The following is a 16,261-nucleotide window of genomic DNA, read 5'->3' on the forward strand; positions in this document are numbered from 1 at the left end:
GTCAAAAAATTTACACATTTTATTATTTATCAAGTTTTTTAACGAATTTACTATATACAAATTCTAAAACACGCCTACAAGTTAAAAGACAAATATGTATGTTAAATATATAAATAGCAATTCCTTCACTTCAGTTATTAAGCTTTCCCACTATTAAAAATAGCCTTTTCATTTTCTGGTTAATCCGAGTAATTTATACACCTCTTTTAATCTATTAATTCTCTATTACGCTCCTTCATTGAGATATAAGGGTGACTCCTCATTTAAAGAATAAAGTAAAACTTTATTCAGCTCGATCCCCATCTAACTTCTTTACTTTCATTGAATTTTTGGGCGTGAGTCTTACTGCCCACAAATAGCGGGATACATTATGCAACATTGCATTTGATAATCATTTTCAATGTAACTATAATGATTACAGGGTTACTGTTAATCCAATATTCTACATGGAGGTTTTATTATGTTTAAAAAAATTATTGTATCTTCTATGGCGCTTACTATGTTCGGTGGAGCTGCAACTATGCTAGAGGTACCTACTGCTCAAGCAGCTTCTTATAACTCAACATCATCCTCTTACTTTGATGTTACTCCTGAAGAGGCCGTGGCTTTCTATCAATCTCAAGACTATAAAAAATTAAAAGTATTTTTGGATGACTTTGAAGCTAGAAACCCTTATACTCCTGGTGGAGGCTACGCTCAAGGTAGTGTACGTATGCAAAAATTCAACGATGCTCTTAGAGATGCCAAATTAACAAATGTCTACCAAGAATTTATTAGAATCTCATACTACAATCATTATCCAGAACCAAAATAATAACAACGGATAAAGTGAAACTTTAATCAGTGGGGGTTTTGTTCATCCCCACTGATTATTAGTTGAACCAATCGGGCGTTTACTGGCAGTTGATACGGGATTAAATGTTTATTATTTCTATAACTTAGCCTAATTTTAAATGTATAATCTAAAAATAATTACTAAAAACCACTCATATAAGGGTGGTTTTTCTATTTCCCCATATCATTTAGCGGAATGTTACATCATCTTTATTTTGATATCTTTTATAGTAGACATTCTCTCGTTGACACAATCTAGTAGGTTAGCAATGGAAATATCAAAATGTATTTATAATTGTTTTCTGTTTAATAGCAAAAAACGAACACCCTCTCACAATTAGATAAGGTGCTCGTTTTCATTTTTATCGGTAATTCTCAATTCACTTTAGCTTCTTTCCAATAAGTAAAGATTAAATTAACTTAAAAACAAAGCGTTTTAAATTTAATTCATAGATCTTACTGAAACTTGGAATTGCCCCTTAGAACCATCATCATTTGAAACGTAAATTTTATATGTTCCATTCGGTAATGGAGATAAAGCATTCCGTACATTTGTAACATTAATTTGTTGTTCTCCAGGTTTTATATAACCACCAACAATTAGCTCTGTATTTGGACCTTTTACACTATATCCCATTGTATTTTGACCATTATTTTTCATAGAGAAGCTTAAGTCAGTACTCCCATCATATACGAAAGAAGTTTCAGCCTCGCCACTATAATCCATTGTTTGGGTTAATAATAAGTCTGCAGAAACATGTTCAACTACATGAATTGGATCATTCGTTTTGTGTACTTCTTCAGCATAAGTATTATTCCCTAACACACCAAGTGTTAATGCTGAAACTACTCCACAACTAAGCACTAGTTTATTTAACTTCATTTTAAGTTCCCCCTTGATGTTTGTATTCTATTACCATCATACATCCTTTTCCAAGTGCGTTTTTATGTAATAATTCATATCTATAAACCTATATATCTTAACTTTTCATCTTAATAGTTATTAAGAAACCCACATAGATAAAGCTACAATATTACGCTTCATAAAAAACATGTGAATTTTAAAGTCTTTTTCTAACAAAGTTTTATACGAGTAAGTACTAAAATACTCACATAAATAGCATTTCTATTTCAGATAAAATGTACTAATAAAATTTTTCTAAAATTTCACTTTGTAATTTAATATATTCCATGTTAATATAACGAAGGCTACAAAACAGGAGTCACCACGCATATCATTTTCACAGAATATTCATACTTAAAAAACCTTATTTTATCAGTAACTCAATCCAAATTTTACCTATACAAAAGTTAGTTTATAATTTCATATGTACATAAATTTAAATAGATTTTTTCTATTTTCCTTATCAATTTTAATACGAGTAATATAACAGCATGTTTTTCAAGTACCCTTCCTTTTTTAGATAAAAAGTCTACTAATACTAAACATCTATGTCCAACTCATACATAATTCTACTTACAAACTATCGGAGATGCAAAACTATGGGAATTTCTACTCTTTTATTAAATACCTTTATTATAATAATTTGTATCCTTAGCTATCACGTATTTTGGCTAGAGTTTAAAGAAAAAACAACATGTAATAATATATTATTTTCTATCCTTTCCTCCATTGCTATTATTTTTTGTATGACTTTTCCTTTTCATTTACATGTGGGATTTATTTATGATTTACGTTTTATTCCTATAATATTAGTTTTTCTATATGGAAATACAAAAAACATTGTTTTTATAGGAATTTTATATCTTTCTTATCGGTTTTACTTAGGCGGAAATGGCGTTCTTCCATCATTTATTATCTTCACTATTATTTTTGGTATAACAATGCTCTTTCGTTACTTATTACCTATGTATGTTAAAGAAAAAAAAGTATTATTAAGCTTATTCCTTATTTTAGTATGTACAACTTCACTTTCTATTTGCGGTATTGTAACTCAAATACATACAGGAGGGAAAATAGACTCTACTCTCATAGAATTTTTATTAAATTACATAATCATTAATATTTTCACAGTATTATTATCAGTTTATTTAATAGAGGGAATGATCGAGAAATATAAAATGAAAGAAAAGCTACAACGGGCTGAAAAATTTTATATAGCTAGCGAACTAGCAGCGTCAATTGCACACGAAATCCACAATCCACTAACCACGGTACATGGATTCACTCAATTATTAAATGAAAAACATGCCTCTAAGCTATCTCAGGATCAATACTTAGAAATCATGTTAATTGAAATGCAGCAAATACAATCTACTATTAATAACTATTTATCTTTAACCAAACCACAGAACACCCTAAAAGAGAAAATAGATATTAATCACATTTTAAATCAGGTGAAAGATACTATTTCACCACTCGCTCTATCATACAAAGTTGAAATCAAACAAAATAGTACAGATTCCTTTTATATAAATGGGGACCCCGAAAAATTCAAACTCTGTCTAAACAACATCATCCAAAACGGAATTGAGGCTATGAAAAATGGTGGATTATTACAAATAAATATACAAAAAGTAAAAGGAAATATCATAATTGATATTATTGATTCAGGAATTGGGATGTCATCTCAACAAATAAAACGAATTGCTTTGCCATTCTATTCAACAACAGAAAAAGGAACTGGACTTGGTACTATGATTGCTTATAGTATTATTAAAGAATTAAACGGAGATATAGAGATAGAGAGTAACTTAGGTAAAGGGACACGCTTTTCTATTAGTATCCCTTACTAATGCGATAAAAATTTTCTGTTTAGTTAATTACATAAATGAATTTTAAGAATCCCGCTAGCGCTAGCTTACTTATTAATTATCTTAAATTCATGTGTGTTAATTAAAAATAATAAGGATCAGGGCTTATCTATTGTTACAGATATACTCTGATCCTTTAGTTTAATTCAATTAAAAACACTTAATATTTATAACTTTTCTTACATCGTGATGAAATACTAGTTCATCGACTTTATCTCATTTACTGATTAGATTTGTTTAATGTAAATATAACATCTCTCGACACTTAATTTGTTATTATCATTATAGACATTTCCTACAGTTGTTTTTCCATTAAAGTACAGACCTTGTGCCATTCATTGAAAAAGACAACTCCCTTTTTACTACTTCACTTCCACCGTATAATTCCCTGTCCCCCCGCCATACTGATACACATGTAAATAATACTTCCCTGGATACGTGTAGTAACTACCTACTAGTTTATTCCCTTGCTGCTGAGCATACGTAACATAATTATTTAAATCTGCTTCAGAATAAAGTACCCAGTTCATTCCGATATTATTTTCATTCGTTACGTTAATTTGAAGGTTTTTAGCAGTCTCCACATTAATTTCAAAGAAATCACTTGTATCGCCATTTCCTAAACTAGCACGTAAGACTTGATTTAACTGCAGTTTGTTTGCTGTTTGGAATGAGTTATTCGGTTCTTTTTCTACACTGTTATCTTCTTTCTTTTGAACAGTTACAGTCGCTGTAGCAGTATTAGTTGCTCCTTTATCGTCTGTTACCGTTAATTTCGCCGTATACGTTCCTTCTTTTATATATACGTGAGTTGGATTTTGCTCATTACTTACAGTACCGTCTCCAAACTCCCATTTATATGAAATAATTTTCCCGTCTTCATCTTTTGATCCGTCGCTTTTAAATGAAATTGCTTCATTTACATTTCCACTATACGGACCGTTTATAACCGCAACTGGCGCTTTATTCTCTGCACCTTCTTCTGTATTAATACCGTGGAACACAACATCATATTCAAATTGTCCTGATGCATTCACGCGATAATTTACGAAGTATGCTGTTACTGTTTTATAACCTGTCCATTCTTTTGCACTTAAACGTTTTAACGTATCATTAACGTTTTGTGTAATTGTTTTCCAGTCTTCATATTCTCCTTTTGCTGCAGTTCCTGTATATGTTCCTTGTAGTGTGAATGTATTAAAGAACTGTGATTTATTTTTCTTCACTGATACATTTTTCAATTTTGCTTCCGCCGTTATTTCTGCCGCAATATCTGAAACTGGTTTCGGTGCATGATTTGCTAAATAATCGTCTGATACTAATGGCACGTTATATTTCTCACGATTATCAACTAGCATTTGCATATAGTCTTGATATTCTTTATTTAAATTCGCATCTTTACTTAATGTAGAGCGATATGCATCATATGCTGTTACATCATTTTTCCTAATAAGATCATGTATTTTATCAAACATATCATATCTCTTATTGTACATATAAGATTGTAAAGCAAAGGAATAATTATAGAAATCCCACGTTCCATACTTTGCATTTAACGTTCGCTCTGCCGTATAACGCTCTGCTGGATTTGAAGATAATCCTCCTATAATACTCTTTCTCGGTACAACATTATCCGTTCTCGTTGCCCCTGCAAAAAATTCAGCATTCCCTTCTTCAAACCAAGATAATCTTTCATTTTCATATATTTTTCCTTGTCCCCATAACCCTGGTACTTCATATCTACCTTGTAAATAATGTGTGAACTCGTGTCGGAATAATTCTTCTAAACTATAAATACTTTCTTCTGGCGTACGCTCATAAGTAAAGAACGTACCTGTTCCTTCTATATAAAGACCACCGTTATTCGTTTCATATCCGTACAATTGACGATTAAATTGATATTCTGCTGGGCTATTATAAATAACCATCGTTAATACATCATCAGGATTTCCTTTTTCTAAAGGTTGATCACTTTCAACCGTACGATGGAATTGTGCCTTCACTTCTTTTGCCGCCCAATATAAACGTTTTACTTTTTCTTCTGTCACTTTATCTCCAGCTTTTAAAACAATTGCCCCATCATCAAACGTATACGTTTTTGGCAAATATTTTTTCTTTCCATCTTCTCTTATTTGATCTAAATTCACCACTTTACCATTTGCATCTTTTCCGCCATAATTCGTTGCGATTTGCTCAGCAGCTACGAAATATTGCTCCCCTAAATACGGATAAATTTTCATCGCATCTGTTACAACTTGTAACCCTTTCGTTCCTGTACTATGGAACGTACCGAGTCTACCTGTATAATAAATGCCATTATTAATAAGCCAACCGTTTTTTGCTGTAATCGTTCCCATTAATGCAAAACGACTTAATTCATTAATATAACTATCTATTTTCTGATACCATACTGTATCTTTCGGTGCTTTCCTCGTATCGTACAAATACGATTGAATGTCGTAGTCAACACCTTGCATAATATCGTAAATAGCATTTCCAGCTGAAAGATTATCTACTAATGTAGAAAAATTATCATTATATTGTTTAAAAATTTTTGCAGCTGATGTTATCGTTTCCACATCACTCGAAGCGTTTCCTATTAACTTTCCGTATGATGATACCACTCTATTTTGCTCTAATGTACCCAGCTTGAAATTTGAATTGTTAGCCATCGCTTTTAATGCAGGTAAGCATTTATCATGATAACTTCGTTCATTTAATTTACTAAGTTCCGAATTATAAAATCCTAAATAAAATCCTGAACGTAATACCTCTACTAATGTCTCAATCCCTTTTGAATCATCCTTCGTATAGGCTTGTCCTTGCTGCTTCAATTTATCAATAATCGCCTGCATTCTACTATCATTTTGATAGAATGCTAGACTGTCTGTATTAAACTGAAATAGCCCCGTAATCTGCTCCCAATCAATTGTTACAAGTAAATCTACTAACTGCTGATTGCTTAATTGATTTAACTCAGCAATTGTATAAGTTTTCGCTACAGCTAATTGCTTACTTTCCTTTTTTACCTCAGGCGGTCTTTGTGATAAATCGGCAAATTGTAGCCTTTTCTCAAAAGACTTGCTTTCGAGCACTTTCGATGAATGAGCTAATTCTTGTACTGGTAGTTGTACACCGACTGGCTCCATTTTGAGCACATTTCGATAAGAAACTTGCTCTCCCTTAGTATCTTCTGCCAAACTTACCCCTTGAAAACTCCCTAACATTAAACTAGCAAAACTTACCCCTACTAACATTTTTTTTGAATAGCCTTTCATACTCTCCCCTACCTTACATTTTTAGTGTCCCGCTCCATTATTTTACTATTTTTACTTTTTGTCCTGTATTGAGAAAAAATAAGGTAACGTTCACACATGTATCCATTCCATGTAAAATTAACGCTTGACTTTCCGTGCATTTTATATCAAAAAAAGATAGATAATAGCAAAATTCCTGCTACATCTATCCTCGTTTTCAACACTATGATTTTAACTTTATAAACGTAACTTCCGGTAATGTTTGCATATACTGAATAAACTCATTCTTTTCTTCTGACGATATATTTTTCAGTTGCATCCCTACCTTATAAACAGTTTCTGTACCTTGCTGTGAAGCTTCTACTTCATATGAAAGTATTGGAATACCTTTCACTTGTAATGTTTCTAATATTTGTTGTACTGCTTCATGTTTATTTACAAACATTTGCACTGTTATATTTTGTGGAAATAAAAATTGCACTTTAAAAATACGACTTACAATTTCTAAACCAATTAAAACGAGAATCGTCGCTCCAATCCCTACTACATACATGCCAGCCCCAATTGCTAATCCAATTCCTGCTGTGGCCCATAAACCAGCCGCTGTCGTTAATCCTTTCACCGCCTGCTTTTGAATAATAATTGTGCCTGCACCTAAAAAGCCAACTCCACTAACGACTTGTGCTGCAATACGACTTGGGTCTAGAGACATATGCTCTTCAAACACAATATCTGAAAAGGCATATTTCGAAACAACCATTATTAACGCACTTCCTACCGCTACGAGGAAATGAGTCTTTAATCCAGCTTCTTTCGATCGAATTTCTCTTTCAATACCAATCATTGCTCCTAACAAGCCAGCAACACCGATTCGTATAATAAAATCAAAATCTACACTCACGGGCACTTCCCCCTTTCATTCATTATAGATAGATAAAACAAAAATTATCACAAACATCCATTTATCGATACGAAAGAATACCACTAAAACAAACTTAATACTCCGACCGTTTTATGTTAATATTTTAAATATTAACATAAAATAAATAACTTCTAATTTTAAACCTCCACTAATTTTCTAAAAAAACAAAGGTGAATTACATGAAATTAGGTTGAGAAAGTTTAGAAAACGCTTTCATTTTGTGTCATAATTTTTTATAAAAACTACATAACTAAAGGAGCTTACTAACAATGAACGTCTCGTTACTTACACCTACTACTGATTTACAAGAAGAATACTTAGATTTCTATAACGAATGGAAAGATAGCGGTGAAACAATGATCCCGTGGGTTATCACAAAAAATCCTGCCAACTTCCCAGCTATGGTTCAAGAACTTCTCGATGCGCATAACGGAATAAATATCCCTGAAACTTGGGTACCAGATTCTACATATTGGCTCGTTACAGATAATAATAGAATTGTCGGAGCTGTTAATATACGTCATCGTTTAACTGAACATCTATTTAACGCTGGCGGTCATATTGGTTATGGCATTCGCCCTTCTGAAAGAAGAAAAGGTTATGCTACGAAATTACTAGCATTATCATTAGAAAAAACGAAGGAATTAAACATCACGAAAGTACTTGTCGTTTGCGACGCAGTGAATACCGCTTCTGAAAAAACAATTTTACATAACGGTGGACTTCGTGATGATGATTTCACTGAGGAAGATGGAAATGTAGTAAGAAGATTTTGGATTGAGCTATGAAGAAGCCATCTAATGAAAATAATCTTATTATAGAGAAATATAGTAGAAGTAACGAGCTAAAAGTAAAACAACTTATTGATTTATATAATGAAGACTCTTATCTATTTAACTTATTACGAGATAGTAAAACAAAATGTGCGTATGTTGCCTGCTATAAAAAAGATGTAGTAGGCATCTTTCTCACCTGGAACAGTAGCTTCCATCCATACTGCACATACTTTCGAATATACACGAACCCTTTCTATTCAGAGCTACGTATTGAACAATTCTTATTTACTGAGATTCAAAAACGAGAACAATTTAATTTACCATTCCAAACTTCTATATGGGAAACGTCAGCTCATTTAAAAACTTATTATGAACAAAATAAGTTTATTGAAATCCGAAGAACATATATGCCAATATTAGACTTACAAAAAATAGTTCCTATCGATATAGTTCCTAATTCAAATTATCATTTACAAACTTTATCAAACATCTTATCTAATAATAACTTACTAGAAAAACTAGCCTACTTAGTAAAAGGCATTTACGAGCAAACCCACTTAGCAAATCCCGTTGCTCTATATCCTCTCGAAACTTGGAAAGAAAAGATCTTAGCTGATGACGTGTTACTAGATGGGAGCTTTCTAATTATAAGTGAAGAGAACGAAATTATTGGGTACTCTTTCCTCCATACATTGGAAAAGGATGATACGTTAGAACTAGGATGGTGCGGAACTCACACTACAGACAATTTACCATTACTAAAAATTCTCGTTTTCGAACAAATTATGTATGCAAACAAACACGGCTATTCTTTCATTCAAGGTGAATTCGATTCAACTAGTATATATGCAATGGAACTATTAAAATCCTTCCCTTTTAACCCTTGTGCTACTTGGATTACGTATCAAAAATAAGCGAGAAAGTGATTATACACTTTCTCGCTTATTTTACACTGCTTCTATTTCAAACTGCACTGTAATACCACTTGGATCTACTACCGCAAACCCATTTGTAGTTTCATTTATTTCATGTTGTTTTTCTATTAATCTTTCTTTCACTTCATCTAACGCTTCTTTATGCGGTAGTACAATCGCATATACCTTTAGTCCAGTTGCATGTACTGGCGGGTGTGGATTGTTTACTCCGTTCCACGTATTTGCACCAATATGGTGATGATATCCCCCTGCTGAAATAAATAAGCAATCCTCTTCACGCTGTTGTACTTCAAAACCTACTGTTTTCACATAAAATTCATGTGATTTCTCTACATCAGCTATTCTTAAATGTACGTGCCCAACGACAGTATTAGCAGGCAAACCATCAAACTCATAATCAACGAATGTTGCCAATTCTTTTAAATCAAGTGGTGTACTTCCTCCTGGCCCTTCTCCCCATCGATCGCGCGGACGGTCTGCATAAATTTCAATACCATTCCCCTCTAAATCTTGCAAATAAAAAGCTTCGCTATATGTATGATCACTTGCACTATTAAACCTTGAAATTGGTAAAATTTCATTTGAATATGTATAACGCCCTTCTTGCTCAGCCGGGCTGTCAATTACATTCTTATTACGAAGAACCCCAAATAGCGCAGAAGCAAAAGCTTCACGAGTCGGAACTAAAAAGGCTACATGATATATACCAGTCGTACGCGGTTCTTGCAGTACCCCGTCCTCTAACTTTTCAAGAACAAGTAACGCGTTCTTTCCACCTTTTCCAGATAAATATGCTTTATTTCCCTCTTGCTTAATTACCTCTAAGCCTACAACATTTTCATAAAAAGCAATTTGACGTTCTAAATCTTTCACTTTAAATTCAACATGACCAATACGTGTTTTCGTATGAATTTGTACCATGAATAACTTCCTCTCTAGTTTCCTTTAATTTTTTATATCAGTTGATAGGCGATAACTCCATTCAACGAATACACCTTAATTTTGTTTTTTCGTAGCATCAACTTTTAGCCATTTTTTCGATATATCACTTAATGTGCCATCTTTTTCTAATTCTTTCAACGCTTTATTTATATCTTCTAACTTTTCACTCTTTTTTGCAAATGGAAATGCAATCTCTCCCCATTCAAGTGGACCAAATCCTATTTTGACGTTGTCCAATTTCGCCTTTGTTATAGTTGTTTCTACTTGAACTTTATCATTATAATAGGCATCGACGCGTCCAAGTCCTACTTCATTCAATTCCGCTGTCGGATCCTCTGAGAACGTTTTAATTGTAAAAGCATTATTTTTATTTAATGCTTTTAATTCTTGCTCTCCAGCTGTACCAAGCCCGACACCTACAGTCTTACCTTTTAAATCTTCTAGCGATTTAATGGTATGATTATCTTTCTTCACCGCGAATACAGAACCAGAATACACGTACGGAATTGAAAAATCATATTTCTTTTTTCTTTCCGGAGAAACTGATAGTTCATTTGCAATTGTATCAATTCGTCCTGAATCTAATAAGCCAAATAATCCCTCAAAATCAGAAACATTCCATTCTACTTTATACCCAGCCTTTTTAGCAGCCGCTTCAATAATTTCAGCATCAAAACCTTTTACTTTCTCACCCTCTTTAAAAATAAATGGACTACGACCTGCAGATGTCCCAACTTTTACTACTTTTTCATTTGTTGTTTCGCTTGCTGTATTTGAACCACAAGCTGATAAAACTCCAACTGATACTGTTAATACTAATGTTAGTAATAATGATGATTTCCTCACAATTCTTCCTCCTAAATAACGAAATGATTGCCTTCTTCTGAAGCATTCAATTGTCGTAAAAACTTTTTCGTACGTTCATTTTGTGGGTTTCGGAAAATTTCTTCTGGTGTTCCCTGCTCTACAATAATGCCATCAGCCATAAATATAACGCGATCCGCCACCTCTTTTGCAAAATTCATTTCATGTGTAACAACAACCATCGTTATGTGCTGTCTTGCCAAGTCTTTAATAACTTGCAATACCTCATTCACCAATTCTGGATCAAGTGCGGAAGTCGGTTCATCAAACAATAATACTGCGGGATTTAAAGCCATTGCCCTAGCAATACCTATCCTTTGCTGTTGCCCTCCTGATAACATTGTTGGATAAAAATCTTCTTTATCAGCTAAGCCTACTTGTTTTAATATTTTTCTCGATATTCCCTTTGCCTCTTCTTCACTTTTTTTCTGTACAACCGTTAATGCCGTTGTAATATTTTGCAATGCTGTTTTATTTTTAAATAAATTATAATTTTGAAAAACCATTGCCGTTTTTTGACGCAATTGTATTATTTCTTTTTTATAAAGTCTCTTCGCATAAATCTCTAAATCTTCAATTCTAATACTGCCATCATTCGGTTGTTCTAATAAGTTTAAACACCTTAATAATGTCGATTTACCCGAACCAGAAGGTCCAATAATGACTACTACTTCTCCCTTATTTACAGTAAGTGAAATTCCTTTTAGTACTTCATTATGTTTGTAAGACTTATACAAATCTCTTATCTCAATCATATATATCACCTCATTTCTGTTACAAATATGGTGCATCCAGTTTCTTTTCTAACTTTTTCTGTCCCCAGCTAATTACGATTGTAATAATCCAATATACTATCGCTACCGCTAAATAACTTTCCATATAACGATATGATTGTGCCGCTAGCATTTTCGCTTGTGCTAAAATTTCAGCCACCCCAAGTGCAAAAGATAACGAAGATTCTTTTAACAATCCAACAAAATTATTTCCAAGTGACGGTACTGCGACACGAATAGCTTGCGGAAAAATAATTTGTCGCATCGCTTGCGCCTTTGTCATTCCAACTGATAAACAGGCATCCATTTGCCCTGATTCCACAGCATTTAATGAACCTCGAATAATCTCTGATAAATAAGCAGCATTATTTAAACTTAGGCCAATTAAAGTTGCTTGCATAGCTGTAAGCACTGTAAATGTCGGAAAGATTTGTGGTAATCCGAAATATAAAACAAACAATTGAACTAATAACGGGGTTCCTCTAAAGAAAGAGATATACACTCTTGCAATTGAATATAAATATTTCGTTTTATTTTTCGTTATGATCGCCAAGCCGATCCCTATAACGAAGGAAATAATCATTGAAACTACAGTAATCCCTAAAGTTATGTATACATATTTAAATAATTGCGGAAAACTTTCTAAAAAATACGTTACATCAAACTTCACTCTATCCCCCCTCTCTAAACAAAAAACTCTTCTTACGCATATAAGAAGAGTTAAATGTGAATCCATTTCTTCTCATCTTTCAAACGCCTATTGCGTTCGCTGGAGTTAGCACAGTACTTTGATACAGCCTGTTGCTGAGATTTCATCGGGCCAGTCCCTCCATCTCTCTTGATAAGAAAACCAATAAATTTTTCCATTTATTTAGTTGTTATTATGAAGAATACACCCCATTACTAATAATGTCAATAAGAAAACTATGAATTAAATTTAATGCTTTTTTTAGACTGTCTTACTCCTATTAAATTTCCTCCTGTTCATTATATCTTGAGGTGTAATATTGATTGCACAAAAAAGCCATTAATTCTATCAAACTTAGAAATAATGGCTTTTTTATAAAGGTATTATACTTATCTCATTTTATGTACTTCAGCAACTAGCTTTCCACCCTGAATGCCCATATAAAGCTTCACAGGTGCATCATTCGTATTTTCAAATACTAAATCTAAATATGGATATGCAATTGTAGCATCTCTTCCTTGTGGAACATAACCTACCGTTTTAGAATGTGTAGTTCTCTCCACCATTTTCAGGCCAGCTTGATCTGCTGCATTGTATAAAGTTGAAGATGTTTGACAAACACCACCGCCATATCCATCTACTAATTTACCATCAACTATTTCTTTCCCTAATTGATATCCTTTATCTGGTGTTGTATCACCGATTAATGAATTAAAAGAGAAACGGTCTCCTTTTGCTAACACAACTCCATTTATGCTCGCTGCTGACAAACGAATATTCTCAATACGGCCACCTGTTGAACCACCTAAGTTCGTTTCATATCTACCAATTACCGTACCATTTCCTTGCGCATCACTTAATGTTGCGACTGGTTTTTTCTCCACGATCGGCAACTGATACGTAGCATCCCACATACCAACATTTAACAATTTATCTACTAATTCTTTTTCCATTAATTCATAAGAAGGTTTTCCTTCTTGCCAACTTCCATCAGGTGCTATACGTGAAGGAACCATTTTTTTGTCGACGCTTTTTCCAACCTCACCAACAACCTTTGTTACAGACTTTTTAAATTTCGCTTCATCTTCGAAATAGCCTAAACCAGATAAATCTAATTTTTTCACTTCAGTACCAGTTCGGCCATCAACTAAACTAATAGTATCCTGCACTTCTGCTTTAGCCTCTACAGTGTGCCCACCAATATCACTTACCAATGCAACATCACTTACTTTTGCACCACAGCCACTCACTACAGCTACACATAACACCCCAACTAATATACCCTTTACTTTACGGAACAATATACTCTCTCCCTTTCCCCAACATCACTATTATGTATTTATTTCATTTTTATGTATGTTTTGTTACAATCATTTTACAATATGTTTATAAAATGTTACAAGTTATTTTTCACTCTATATAAATTACTCTTTTCTTTTATAAATGTCTATACATATTTACATAAAAGTTTGAGTTTGATAGAATTGTAACTTTTATGTAAACTCTCCCCTTTATCCAGTATATACCATTAAGCAAAAGAAATTCAAATCAAAAACCTTCAAGCTATTTTTTATAAAGTGAAACTTTAATCAGTGGGGGTCTTACTGCCCGTTAATGCGGGATAAAGAGAAATCTCATCAACATAAATAGGTATTTGCCGTGCCACCGCTCCGCTTTTGCACATACATTATGGTGAATTCAACCTATTTTAAAGAAATGGAGGATGTTATTATGTATCCCTACAATCCATATGATCCATATAATCAATATGCATACCAACAACCACAGTATGACTTACAAGCACAATATCAATCTTATATAGATCAAGCAGAGCAAACGAATCCATATGACCAAAATAGACAATTCCAACTTCCAATCTCTTTTCCTGGCACTGGAAATCGTCAATTAGAAAGACGCGTAAATGAGCTTGAACAAAGAGTACGTCAACTAGAAAATACAGTTGAGCGCCATACACGTAGACTAAACCGCTTAAACCAACGTTTACGCACGGTAGAAAACAGACTAAACATTCCATTCGCAGCATTAGAAGACGGATTTTAATCGGAAAAATAAAATTTATATAAGGAAGGGGCTCCCCCTTCCTTATATAAATTGACGAAAGTTTTTTCCATCTCTATACTGATAAGAGTTAATGAAATGAAACAAGGTGATAAATATGGATTTTGAAATAAATTATCTTTCCTTTTATGTTGTACAAGTAGAAGGAAAAGGTGAAGCAGTTGATAAACGCTACAAACATTTTCAAACTTTAGACGCTGAAGAATATGAAGATAGCTCCTTAAAAGAATTTTTGAATGGCGAGTTATTAAAAATATCGAAGCGAAAAGTAGAACGTCATGCAAAAACAGAACAAGCCCCAACAAAAATTGGTCGCTTTATTGTAGAGGAGGGGCACGAACTTGATTCAAACCCTCATTACAACCTTTTTAATCGTATTCGCTTTGCAGAAACAAAGGACAACTTTAAAGATATGAGCGAACCTCTCGTTTATACATATCTTGACACAAGCGCTGTACGCGGTGGTGTATTTTTAATTGCTCAGGCAAAACTACGCAAATACTTTGATGACCCATTCGTATTCGTAATGAAATGCGACTTCGAACCAAAGGTTGCTTCTATTTCTGATGAATCAACACTGATTCGTAACGTTGAAATGGCCATCACAACAAAGAATATGAAATCTATCCAGTATCCATACATGCCTGAAGAAGGTATGGTTGAAGTAGGCGAACTAAAAATACACCAAGCATCACATGCCCGCTACTTTGAAGACTTCTTAAAATTCGTCGAATATGAACGCTCTATGCCTGAAATTATGAAAACACAGGTAATGGACATGGTATACGACCAAATTGAAGATGTATTTGAAGAAGGTACGGAAGAACGCGAACAATTCGACCAAGCGATGGAAGTATGGGCTGCCAGTCCGAAACGCGAAATTATGGAACAATTTTCAACCGAAGAAGTAATGGAAGCAACTGCCCAAATCGTCGAGCACGCTCCTGAAGTGGAATTAAAACTAAAAGCAGATCATATCTCTGTGAAGGCTTTACTTGCTGATTTCGGGGATCAAATACATATTGCGAAGGTAAATGACCGATATGTACTTATGATTGAAGCAGACACACTTACGTTTGAAAAGGGCTTCTCTCCTATTGAGTTTCTGAAGCCAGATGAGCTGCAAGATGTGATTGAGCGAATTGAGAATAAGCAACAGTATTCTTATGATCCGAACGGGATTGAATAAATCCTTCCATATATCTGTTTTTACTGGGCGCTTTTAATAAGCGCTCTTTTATTTTGAGCTTAATTGATGTTTATATTAAAAAACGATTCTTAATAGAATCGTTTTTCCTGATTTATAACAAAAATATGCTTATTTTTAAAAATTATTATTGATCCAAGATATCAATTGTCGCAGAATCAAGTAAATTCCTTCCTTGTTGTACAAGCGTATTTCCATTAGAGTAGTCA

Annotated in this window: 14 protein-coding genes and 1 riboswitch; of the genes, 6 read left to right on the forward strand and 8 right to left on the reverse strand. The window is 33.5% G+C overall.

Annotated features, from left to right (window positions below; genetic code table 11):
• Positions 1–460 precede the first annotated feature (460 nt).
• Complete coding sequence (locus tag AC241_RS17300; RefSeq protein WP_016080730.1) at positions 461–814, forward strand: hypothetical protein; 354 nt, start codon at positions 461–463, stop codon at positions 812–814.
• A 462-nt stretch (positions 815–1,276) separates the two neighbouring features.
• On the opposite strand, the gene AC241_RS17305 is transcribed toward AC241_RS17300, so the two are convergent.
• Positions 1,277–1,717 carry a hypothetical protein gene (locus AC241_RS17305; protein WP_000773517.1) on the reverse strand — a complete coding sequence of 147 codons (441 nt, stop codon included), beginning with the start codon at positions 1,715–1,717 and terminating at the stop codon, positions 1,277–1,279.
• A 620-nt stretch (positions 1,718–2,337) separates the two neighbouring features.
• Here AC241_RS17305 and AC241_RS17310 point away from each other — a divergent pair.
• Positions 2,338–3,591 (forward strand): sensor histidine kinase, encoded by a 1,254-nt coding sequence (locus AC241_RS17310; RefSeq protein ID WP_029442985.1) that lies wholly within the window; start codon positions 2,338–2,340, stop codon positions 3,589–3,591.
• Positions 3,592–3,971: 380 nt separating this feature from the next.
• Here the strand turns inward: AC241_RS17310 and colA are convergent, their stop codons facing one another.
• Complete coding sequence (gene colA, locus AC241_RS17315) at positions 3,972–6,887, reverse strand: collagenase ColA (RefSeq protein WP_029442986.1); 2,916 nt, start codon at positions 6,885–6,887, stop codon at positions 3,972–3,974.
• Between the two features lie 202 nt (positions 6,888–7,089).
• A complete protein-coding gene (locus AC241_RS17320; RefSeq protein WP_016080727.1) occupies positions 7,090–7,767 on the reverse strand; it encodes an MgtC/SapB family protein in 678 nt (225 codons plus the stop codon).
• Between the two features lie 290 nt (positions 7,768–8,057).
• Here AC241_RS17320 and AC241_RS17325 point away from each other — a divergent pair, with 290 nt between their 5' ends.
• Together AC241_RS17325 and AC241_RS17330 are read left to right on the forward strand one after the other, a co-directional pair.
• Complete coding sequence (locus AC241_RS17325; protein ID WP_050844391.1) at positions 8,058–8,576, forward strand: GNAT family N-acetyltransferase; 519 nt, start codon at positions 8,058–8,060, stop codon at positions 8,574–8,576.
• Positions 8,573–9,478, forward strand: a complete 906-nt coding sequence (locus AC241_RS17330; protein WP_050844392.1) for a hypothetical protein — start codon at positions 8,573–8,575, stop codon at positions 9,476–9,478. Before AC241_RS17325 ends, AC241_RS17330 begins: the two co-directional genes overlap by 4 nt.
• A gap of 33 nt (positions 9,479–9,511) precedes the next feature.
• On the opposite strand, the gene AC241_RS17335 is transcribed toward AC241_RS17330, so the two are convergent.
• The 5 genes from AC241_RS17335 to AC241_RS17355 form a co-directional block, all read right to left on the reverse strand.
• Positions 9,512–10,420, reverse strand: a complete 909-nt coding sequence (locus tag AC241_RS17335; RefSeq protein ID WP_050844393.1) for a VOC family protein — start codon at positions 10,418–10,420, stop codon at positions 9,512–9,514.
• Between the two features lie 75 nt (positions 10,421–10,495).
• On the reverse strand, positions 10,496–11,287 hold the full coding sequence (locus AC241_RS17340; protein WP_050844394.1) for an amino acid ABC transporter substrate-binding protein: 792 nt from the start codon (positions 11,285–11,287) through the stop codon (positions 10,496–10,498).
• 11 nt (positions 11,288–11,298) lie between these two features.
• Positions 11,299–12,060: an amino acid ABC transporter ATP-binding protein gene (locus AC241_RS17345; RefSeq protein WP_016080723.1), complete on the reverse strand. Its 762-nt coding sequence runs from the start codon at positions 12,058–12,060 to the stop codon at positions 11,299–11,301.
• 19 nt (positions 12,061–12,079) lie between these two features.
• On the reverse strand, positions 12,080–12,748 hold the full coding sequence (locus AC241_RS17350; RefSeq protein ID WP_000667177.1) for an amino acid ABC transporter permease: 669 nt from the start codon (positions 12,746–12,748) through the stop codon (positions 12,080–12,082).
• Between the two features lie 69 nt (positions 12,749–12,817).
• Positions 12,818–12,926, reverse strand: a riboswitch (SAM riboswitch).
• A 229-nt stretch (positions 12,927–13,155) separates the two neighbouring features.
• Complete coding sequence (locus AC241_RS17355; protein ID WP_000488980.1) at positions 13,156–14,067, reverse strand: VanW family protein; 912 nt, start codon at positions 14,065–14,067, stop codon at positions 13,156–13,158.
• Between the two features lie 430 nt (positions 14,068–14,497).
• On the opposite strand from AC241_RS17355, the gene AC241_RS17360 reads away from it, so the two are divergent.
• Complete coding sequence (locus tag AC241_RS17360; RefSeq protein ID WP_000283711.1) at positions 14,498–14,827, forward strand: hypothetical protein; 330 nt, start codon at positions 14,498–14,500, stop codon at positions 14,825–14,827.
• A 115-nt stretch (positions 14,828–14,942) separates the two neighbouring features.
• A complete protein-coding gene (locus AC241_RS17365; RefSeq protein WP_000345035.1) occupies positions 14,943–16,034 on the forward strand; it encodes a DUF3900 domain-containing protein in 1,092 nt (363 codons plus the stop codon).
• Positions 16,035–16,261 lie beyond the last annotated feature (227 nt).

The organism is Bacillus thuringiensis (assembly GCF_001182785.1).
GTDB classification, from domain to species: Bacteria; Bacillota; Bacilli; order Bacillales; family Bacillaceae_G; genus Bacillus_A; species Bacillus_A thuringiensis_S.

Excerpts from the sequence above, each read along its gene's own strand:
- AC241_RS17300 (WP_016080730.1), top strand. The coding sequence starts at position 461 with ATGTTTAAAAAAATTATTGTATCTTCTATGGCGCTTACTATGTTCGGT.
- AC241_RS17305 (WP_000773517.1), bottom strand. The coding sequence starts at position 1,717 with ATGAAGTTAAATAAACTAGTGCTTAGTTGTGGAGTAGTTTCAGCATTA.
- AC241_RS17310 (WP_029442985.1), top strand. The coding sequence starts at position 2,338 with ATGGGAATTTCTACTCTTTTATTAAATACCTTTATTATAATAATTTGT.
- colA (WP_029442986.1), bottom strand. The coding sequence starts at position 6,887 with ATGAAAGGCTATTCAAAAAAAATGTTAGTAGGGGTAAGTTTTGCTAGT.
- AC241_RS17325 (WP_050844391.1), top strand. The coding sequence starts at position 8,058 with ATGAACGTCTCGTTACTTACACCTACTACTGATTTACAAGAAGAATAC.
- AC241_RS17330 (WP_050844392.1), top strand. The coding sequence starts at position 8,573 with ATGAAGAAGCCATCTAATGAAAATAATCTTATTATAGAGAAATATAGT.
- AC241_RS17335 (WP_050844393.1), bottom strand. The coding sequence starts at position 10,420 with ATGGTACAAATTCATACGAAAACACGTATTGGTCATGTTGAATTTAAA.
- AC241_RS17345 (WP_016080723.1), bottom strand. The coding sequence starts at position 12,060 with ATGATTGAGATAAGAGATTTGTATAAGTCTTACAAACATAATGAAGTA.
- AC241_RS17360 (WP_000283711.1), top strand. The coding sequence starts at position 14,498 with ATGTATCCCTACAATCCATATGATCCATATAATCAATATGCATACCAA.
- AC241_RS17365 (WP_000345035.1), top strand. The coding sequence starts at position 14,943 with ATGGATTTTGAAATAAATTATCTTTCCTTTTATGTTGTACAAGTAGAA.